We start from the raw sequence: 6,240 nt of genomic DNA on the forward strand, positions 1-6,240 counted from the left end.
GGTGTGGGACATCCTCGAAGAGGTGATCCGCGAACATCCGGTCATGCTGAACCGTGCGCCGACGCTGCACCGTCTTGGCATTCAGGCGTTCGAGCCGGTGCTGATCGAAGGTAAGGCAATCCAGCTGCACCCGCTCGTTTGCGCGGCGTTCAACGCCGACTTCGACGGTGACCAGATGGCTGTGCACGTGCCGCTGTCGCTCGAAGCGCAGATGGAAGCGCGTACGCTGATGCTGGCGTCGAACAACATCCTGTTCCCGGCTAACGGCGACCCGTCGATCGTGCCGTCGCAGGATATCGTGCTCGGTTTGTACTACGCGACCCGTGAAGCTGTGAACGCCAAGGGCGAAGGCCTGACGTTCACCGGCGTCTCGGAAGCGCTGCGTGCTTACGAAAACAAGGAAGTCGAGCTGGCCTCGCGCGTCAACGTACGGATCACTGAAATGGTCCACAACGAAGACACGTCGGAAGGTGCGCCGAAGTTCGTGCCGAAGATCACGCTGTATCCGACGACCGTTGGCCGTTCGATCCTGTCGGAAATTCTGCCGCCGGGTCTGCCGTTCTCGGTGCTGAACAAGCCGCTGAAGAAGAAGGAAATCTCGCGCCTCATCAACACCGCATTCCGCAAGTGCGGTCTGCGTGAAACGGTGATTTTCGCCGACCAGTTGATGCAGTCGGGTTTCCGTCTGGCAACGCGCGCCGGTATTTCGATCTGCGTGGACGACATGCTCGTGCCGCCGCAAAAAGAACAGATCGTCGGCGACGCCGCGAAGAAGGTGAAGGAATACGACCGTCAGTACATGTCGGGTCTCGTCACGTCGCAAGAGCGCTACAACAACGTGGTCGACATCTGGTCGGCAACGTCGGAAGCGGTCGGCAAGGCGATGATGGAACAGCTCTCGACGGAGCCGGTGGTCGATCGCGACGGTAATCAGACGCGTCAAGAGTCGTTCAACTCCATCTACATGATGGCCGACTCGGGTGCTCGTGGTTCCGCAGTTCAGATTCGTCAGCTGGCCGGTATGCGTGGCCTGATGGCGAAGCCGGATGGCTCGATCATCGAGACGCCGATTACGGCGAACTTCCGCGAAGGCCTGAACGTGTTGCAGTACTTCATCTCGACCCACGGTGCACGTAAGGGTCTGGCTGATACGGCACTGAAGACGGCAAACTCGGGTTACCTGACACGTCGTCTGGTGGACGTGACGCAGGATCTGGTGGTGGTCGAAGACGATTGCGGTACGTCGAACGGCGTCGCCATGAAGGCGTTGGTCGAAGGCGGTGAAGTCGTCGAAGCCCTGCGTGACCGTATTTTGGGTCGCGTGGCGGTGGCTGACGTCGTCAATCCGGAATCGCAGGAAACGCTGTTTGAATCGGGCACATTGCTCGACGAAGACGCGGTCGAAGAAATCGAACGCCTCGGCATCGACGAAGTGCGCGTGCGTACGCCGCTGACTTGCGAAACGCGTTACGGTCTGTGCGCAGCCTGCTACGGCCGCGACCTGGGCCGCGGCTCGTCGGTCAACGTCGGTGAGGCAGTGGGCGTGATTGCTGCTCAGTCGATCGGTGAACCGGGCACACAGCTGACGATGCGTACGTTCCACATTGGTGGTGCGGCGTCGCGTGCGGCGGTGGCCTCGTCGATCGAAGCCAAGTCGAACGGTACGGTGCGTTTCACGTCGACGATGCGTTACGTGACGAATGCGAAGGGCGAGCAGATCGTCATCTCGCGTTCGGGCGAAGCGATGATCACCGACGACCATGGCCGTGAGCGTGAACGTCACAAGGTGCCGTACGGCGCGACGCTGTTACAGTTGGACGGCGCGCAGATCAAGGCCGGCACGCAACTGGCGACGTGGGACCCGATGACGCGTCCGATCATCACCGAGTACGGTGGTACGGTGAAGTTCGAAAACGTCGAAGAAGGCGTGACGGTTGCCAAGCAGATCGACGATGTGACGGGTCTCTCGACGCTGGTCGTGATCGACGTGAAGCGCCGCGGTTCGCAAGCGTCGAAGACGGTGCGTCCGCAGGTCAAGCTGCTCGATGCGAGCGGTGAAGAAGTCAAGATCCCGAACACCGAGCACTCGGTGCAGATCGGCTTCCAGGTCGGCGCTCTGATCACCGTGAAGGACGGTCAGCAAGTGCAGGTGGGTGAAGTGCTCGCACGTATCCCGACCGAATCGCAGAAGACGCGTGACATTACCGGCGGTTTGCCGCGTGTGGCCGAACTGTTCGAAGCCCGTTCGCCGAAGGACGCTGGTATCCTGGCGGAAGTCACGGGTACGACGTCGTTCGGTAAGGACACGAAGGGCAAGCAGCGTCTCGTTATTACGGACCTCGAGGGCAACCAGCACGAGTTCCTGATCGCGAAGGAAAAGCAGGTTCTGGTGCACGATGGTCAGGTCGTCAACAAGGGCGAAATGATTGTCGACGGGCCGGCGGATCCGCACGATATCCTGCGTCTGCAGGGAGTCGAAGCGCTGTCGCGTTACATCGTGGACGAAGTGCAGGACGTGTACCGTCTGCAGGGCGTGAAGATCAACGACAAGCACATTGAAGTGATTGTTCGTCAGATGCTGCGCCGCGTGCAGATTACGGACAACGGCGATACGCGTTTCATCCCGGGCGAACAGGTCGAGCGGTCGGATATGCTCGACGAGAACGACCGTATGATCGCGGAAGACAAGCGTCCGGCAACGTACGAAAACGTCTTGCTCGGTATCACGAAGGCGTCGCTGTCGACCGATTCGTTCATCTCTGCGGCATCGTTCCAGGAAACGACCCGCGTGCTGACCGAAGCGGCGATTATGGGCAAGCGCGACGACCTGCGTGGTCTGAAGGAAAACGTGATCGTCGGCCGTCTGATTCCGGCCGGTACGGGTCTCGCGTTCCACAAGGCACGTAAGAGCAAGGAACTGTCCGACCGCGAGCGTTTCGATCAGATCGCAGCGGAAGAGTCGTTCGAATTCGGCACACCGGAAACCCCGGCCGCCGAACAGCAGCACTCAGGCGAGTAAGTTCGAGCGGCGCAAGCCGCTTGGCCTCGTAAGCCAGAAGCCGCTCAGTTTCGACTGAGCGGCTTTTTTTTGTCGACAGGTTAGTGCTTTAGCACTTACTTCTGTCCCACGCACCACGGTCGTTTTTGACGCGCTTTTGTCCGGTTTTATGGGCCGATTGGCTAACGTTGTCGGAAAGCGCGGGCGCAGCACGAATGCGTTGGTAAAATTCGTGTTACCGGCAATACGCTGTCCTCTCTCAAATTCATGTCCCGTTCGCTCGAAATCCTCAACGAAGTCTTCGGCTACCCCGTGTTCAGAGGGCAACAGGGGGAGATTGTCGAGCACGTCGCTGGTGGCGGCGATTGCCTCGTGTTGATGCCGACGGGCGGCGGCAAATCGCTCTGTTATCAGATTCCATCGCTGGTGCGGCGCGAGGCTGGGCTAGGCGCGGGCATCGTGGTCTCGCCGCTGATCGCGCTGATGCAGGACCAGGTCGCCGCGCTCAAGGAAGTCGGCGTGCGCGCGGCGTATCTGAATTCGACCTTGTCTGGACCGGAGGCTGCTGCGACTGAGCGCGCCTTGCGCGAGGGCGAGATTGATCTTCTGTATGTCGCGCCAGAGCGGCTGATGACGTCGCGCTTCCAGGAACTGCTCGAGCGGACCCGTATTGGGCTGTTTGCAATCGACGAAGCGCACTGCGTGTCGCAATGGGGGCACGACTTCCGCCCTGAGTACATTCAGCTGTCGGTGCTGCACGAGCGTTTTCCGAACGTGCCGCGCATCGCCCTCACGGCTACCGCCGACGCTATCACGCGCGATGAGATCATCCACCGCCTGGCTCTCGACGATGCGCGGGTTTTCGTTTCTAGCTTCGACCGTCCGAACATCCGGTACCGCATCGTCGAAAAGGACAACGCGCGGACGCAACTGCTCGATTTCATCCGCGCCGAGCATTCCAGGCCCGACGGCACGACTGACGCCGGGGTCGTGTATTGCCTGTCGCGTCGCAAGGTGGAAGAGACTGCGGAGTGGCTGAAAGAAAAGGGCATGCGCGCGCTGCCTTATCACGCGGGCATGGAGTTCGAGATTCGCCAGAAGCATCAGGAGATGTTCCAGCGCGAGGAAGGCATCGTCATGTGCGCAACGATCGCATTTGGCATGGGCATCGACAAGCCCGATGTGCGTTTTGTCGCCCACCTCGATTTGCCGAAGAGCGTCGAAGGCTACTACCAGGAAACGGGCCGCGCGGGCCGCGACGGCATGCCGGCGAACGCTTGGATGGCCTACGGCCTCGGCGATGTCGTGCAGCAGCGCAAGATGATCGACGAGTCGGACGCCGACGATGCGCATAAGCGTGTGCAGACCGGCAAGCTCGACGCGCTGCTAGGCCTGTGCGAAGCGGCGACATGCCGCCGGGTGCGTCTGCTTAACTATTTCGGCGAATCCAGCAAACCCTGCGGCAATTGCGATACCTGTCTTGAACCGCCCGACACCTGGGACGCGACGCGGGAGGCGCAAATGGCGCTGTCCTGCGTGTTCCGCGCGCAACGGGCGAGTGGTTTCCACTTCGGCGCCGGCCACCTGATCGACATCTTGCGTGGCAACAGCAGCGAAAAGATCCTGCAGCGCGGCCATGAAAAGTTGACCACCTTCGGAATAGGCGCGGCTCTGGGCGAGCCGGAATGGCGCGCCGTCTTCCGCCAGCTCGTCGCATTCGGCTACCTGACGGTCGACCATGAGGGCTTTGGCTCGCTGGTGCTCACCGAGGCAAGCAAAGCGGTACTCAAGAGCGAGCAGAACGTCACGATGCGCCGCTACGTGAAGCCGACGCGCACTCGCCAGTCGTCCAGTCGTACTAGCGAGCGCGCGGACCCAACGATCGGCATGGGGCCGCGCGAGCGCGCCCGCTGGGACCGTTTGCGCGCCTGGCGTACCGAGACGGCGAAGACCGACGGGGTACCGGCCTACGTTATCTTCCACGACGCGACTTTGGCGGAAATCGCCCGCAATGGCCCCGATTCGATCGAGACCCTGCGCGGCATTCCCGGCATGGGCGCGCGCAAACTGGACCGCTTCGGCTGGGAATTGCTCGAAGTGGTCGGTGCCGATTAGGCACCGCAGAGTCAGTCAGGGCTTAGAGGCCTCGCAAGCTATTGACTCACTTAGTCTTTTCGGAATATTATGCTAGGTTCCGGTTCTTGGAATGCCGCTGCGCGGATCAAAGCAAGTTGAGCTCGCGCGCTGGCAATCGGACCCGGAAGTTCGATGCGCAATCGTTTCTGCTTTGCCCAGAAAGATTTGCGTCGATTTTGTTCAATTTCAGGAATAAACAATGCCAACCATCAATCAACTGGTTCGCAAAGGCCGCGCTTCCGAAACAGTGAAGAGCAAGAGCCCGGCTTTGCAGGACTGCCCCCAGCGTCGCGGCGTGTGCACTCGCGTGTACACCACGACGCCGAAGAAGCCGAACTCGGCACTTCGTAAGGTCGCCAAGGTGCGCCTGACGAACGGCTTCGAAGTCATTTCGTACATTGGTGGTGAAGGCCACAACCTGCAGGAACACTCGGTCGTGCTGATTCGCGGCGGTCGTGTGAAGGACTTGCCGGGTGTGCGTTACCACATGGTTCGCGGCTCGCTGGATACCCAGGGCGTCAAGGATCGTAAGCAAGCTCGTTCGAAGTACGGTGCTAAGCGCGCCAAGGCTGGCAAGTAATTAGCCGGTCAGTAGTTTCAGGTCGCCTGCAAAGGCGGTATTAGCGGTGGTGCCGGAATCGCCGGTGCTGTCGAGTAAGTGGTCACCCGACCGGGCTGGTAAATCGTAAGAGATGAATCGGGTTAGTTGGTGGCCGCGGGGCTAAAAATAGCTCCAACTGAAAAAGTTAAAGGAAGAAACATGCCGCGTCGTCGCGAAGTCCCCAAGCGGGAAGTGTTGCCGGATCCGAAGTTCGGTAACGTAGATGTAGCCAAGTTCATGAACGTGCTGATGCTCTCCGGCAAGAAGTCGGTTGCCGAGCGTATCGTGTATGGCGCTTTTGAACAGATCCAGACCAAGGGTGGCAAGGACCCGCTGGAAGTGTTCACGGTAGCGCTCAACAACGTGAAGCCGGTGGTCGAAGTGAAGAGCCGTCGCGTTGGTGGTGCGAACTATCAAGTTCCAGTCGAAGTGCGTCCGTCGCGTCGTATGGCATTGGCGATGCGTTGGTTGCGCGAAGCTGCGAAGAAGCGCAGCGAGAAGTCGA

Annotated in this window: 4 protein-coding genes; all 4 read left to right on the forward strand. The window is 60.2% G+C overall.

Translation table 11 applies throughout. The features are described 5' to 3' along the window. Nucleotides 1–3,019, forward strand: a 3,019-nt coding sequence (gene rpoC / locus M0954_RS04890) for a DNA-directed RNA polymerase subunit beta' (RefSeq protein ID WP_297351929.1), incomplete at its 5' end; no start/stop codon positions are given. 246 nt (nucleotides 3,020–3,265) lie between these two features. After that, nucleotides 3,266–5,113, forward strand: a complete 1,848-nt coding sequence (gene recQ, locus M0954_RS04895) for a DNA helicase RecQ (RefSeq protein WP_297351931.1) — start codon at nucleotides 3,266–3,268, stop codon at nucleotides 5,111–5,113. A 220-nt stretch (nucleotides 5,114–5,333) separates the two neighbouring features. Further along, entirely contained in the window at nucleotides 5,334–5,714 is a 381-nt protein-coding gene (gene rpsL, locus M0954_RS04900) for a 30S ribosomal protein S12 (protein ID WP_035935550.1), read from the forward strand. Nucleotides 5,715–5,894: 180 nt separating this feature from the next. Next, on the forward strand, nucleotides 5,895–6,240 hold a 346-nt coding region (gene rpsG / locus M0954_RS04905), incomplete at its 3' end, for a 30S ribosomal protein S7 (protein ID WP_297351933.1).

Origin of the sequence: Paraburkholderia sp., from assembly GCF_026225065.1 — a bacterium.
Classification (GTDB): Bacteria; Pseudomonadota; Gammaproteobacteria; order Burkholderiales; family Burkholderiaceae; genus Paraburkholderia.